We start from the raw sequence: 2,287 nt of genomic DNA, 5'->3' as shown, positions 1-2,287 counted from the left end.
CTCTTGTTAAAAATACCACTGTAGTAAATATGTGAATTCCCTTTCGAATCCGTCGTATACACTAAAGGATTAAGGCCTGATTCTAAATATGTTTCTAGGATCTGTGCCCCTAATTGATTGGATAAATAATTGCTCTGGATATATTGGTTAGTATTTGTATCTAAAATAAAGACACCATTTATTAAAATAATCGGCAACTTTAAGTGTAATTCTTTAATTAATTCTCTGACTGATTCAATCGATCGAGCCGTTGCAATTGAAAAATTCAATCCTTTTTCGATTAATTGATTAAGTATTTCAATTGTTTCCACATCAATCTCTTGTTTGTCATTCAACAGTGTTCCGTCTAGATCTGTAACAAATAATACTCCCATGAGACCACTTCCCAAATTTATTTTTTGCACCAATTTCTGATAACGTTTCGTATTTTCACGACGCCCGGCGAATGCCGGGTGTGTCCACAGCAACCACTTCCTTGAAGCCGCTTCTGGGACCGAGGGGCGAATGCCCCGATGCGTGAATATGGTGTTAAAGGATGTCAGCGCCTTCCTCGATTTTCACTTTCAAAGATATCACTTTAATTATTTTTAAATGTTTGAATTGGTCCATTCCAGTCTTCTCTATCTAGAATAATTTCATTATATGAGCCTTCAGTATATTCTTTTATTACTTTGTTCCAAAACCGATTTGCCGGAATGTTGCCTCTAGTCTGTCTAATCTCCCATGCACCTGGGAACTGATTAAATATCTGAAATGCAACTTGTTTTCCGTAGTTTCTACCTCGAAACTTGCGTAATATGAAGAAATCACTTATTACATTTGTTTCAGGTGAAGTGCTTACCTTCACAAATTTCTCTGGAACATTCAATATTAACAACACAAAACCAGCCAATTCATCATCTACTTTAACTAGAAGGGGATGCCGATATTCATCCGTCCATTGATGATCTAAATACTTATATAAATATAGTCCATGATCATTTAATTCATGTCCGTCATATTCACTTGAATCGTGTCTATATAATTGTATTAAATTTTGAAGGATGATTTTATCCTCGTATTGTACCGGAGTAATATATAGCATTTGAATTATCCCTTCTTTCTTTAGGGTTTTGTTTATTGGTTTTACGCTGATTTCCTATAACGTTCTTGTATTCACGACACCGGCGAATGCCGGGAGTGTCCACAGCAACTACTTCTCCGAAGCTGCTTCTGGGACCAAGGGGCGAATGCCCCGATGCGTGAATATGGTGTTATATGACGTACCACGCATCTTCGAGTTTACCTTCTAATCGTTTCTTTACTTCTTTCCACTCATCATTAATAATGCTATAGATTATGTAGTCTAAATTATGATATTTCTTTCTAAGTATCCCTTCTTTAATAGCTCCTAATCTTTCAATAGCCTTTTGAGATTGGTAGTTCTCAGTAGTTGTTATTATTTCGACTCGGTTTACATTTAAAGTTTCAAACGCATATACCAACATCAAATATTTTGTTTCTGTGTTTACCACCGTCCTCCAAACGATTGGGTTATACCAAGTTGATCCAATATTTAAGTTATTATTTGCTTCAGATATCCTAAGGTAACGTGTAGAACCTATAAATTTATTAAGTTCTTTATCATATACTGCAAAAGGATACTGTTCTTTTCGATCTAGCCCTTCTAACGCTTTCATGACAAAGTTCTGCATTTGATCATGCGATTCAATCGTAATGGGGTATTGTTTCCATATTTCTGGTTCTTGCGCTACCTCAAACAGAGAACGCACATGTTCTAATTCTAGCGGAACTAACTTTACTCTTCTTCCTTCAAGACTTGTAAAGGAAAACATTATCATCCCTACCTTTATTCTTTGGGGTATGCCATATAACGTTCTTGTATTCACGAACCTTCACTGCCTTAAACGACCAAAGGAAGTGATAACGACGCGGTTAGGCAGTGCAGGCTTGTCCGGCTGATTTTACTTCCCCGCTACTGAAACAACTTCTTCTGAAACACTTCTTCTAGCTTCGGCCGGACCAAGGAGCGATAGCGACGCTGCGTGAATACGGTGTTAGGTGATGGGGATGACCTCTACGAATCGCTTGCATATTCTCTTATACTATTCCTGGATCTCTCATTGTTGTAAATATCATTTTTGGTTCAATATCAGTTCCTCTTGTTAGTATCCCTATATATGTATCATCAGTCTTAATTCCGTTCTGAAAATAATGCTTGAACATTTCATCAATTATCATTGGCATTTCAAGTGTTGTCGTCAGTTTATGATCTATCCAATGTAAT

Annotated in this window: 4 protein-coding genes; all 4 read right to left on the bottom strand. The window is 36.8% G+C overall.

Features of this window, described 5'->3' with window-relative positions; translation table 11 throughout:
• Window positions 1-374: HAD family hydrolase (locus M6D81_RS31350; RefSeq protein WP_262681583.1), on the bottom strand; the 374-nt coding region annotated here is incomplete at its 3' end.
• 203 nt (window positions 375-577) lie between these two features.
• Entirely contained in the window at window positions 578-1,084 is a 507-nt protein-coding gene (locus tag M6D81_RS31345; RefSeq protein WP_262681582.1) for a GNAT family N-acetyltransferase, read from the bottom strand.
• A gap of 169 nt (window positions 1,085-1,253) precedes the next feature.
• Window positions 1,254-1,889: a GNAT family N-acetyltransferase gene (locus tag M6D81_RS31340; protein ID WP_262681580.1), complete on the bottom strand. Its 636-nt coding sequence runs from the start codon at window positions 1,887-1,889 to the stop codon at window positions 1,254-1,256.
• A gap of 211 nt (window positions 1,890-2,100) precedes the next feature.
• The coding region (locus M6D81_RS31335) for a hypothetical protein (RefSeq protein WP_262681578.1) at window positions 2,101-2,287 on the bottom strand (187 nt) is incomplete at its 5' end.

The organism is Paenibacillus sp. J5C2022 (genome assembly GCF_025567625.1).
Classification (GTDB): Bacteria; Bacillota; Bacilli; order Paenibacillales; family Paenibacillaceae; genus Pristimantibacillus.
The sequence above is the reverse complement of the archived record's forward strand: the minus strand, read 5'-3'. Positions and strand labels throughout refer to the sequence as shown.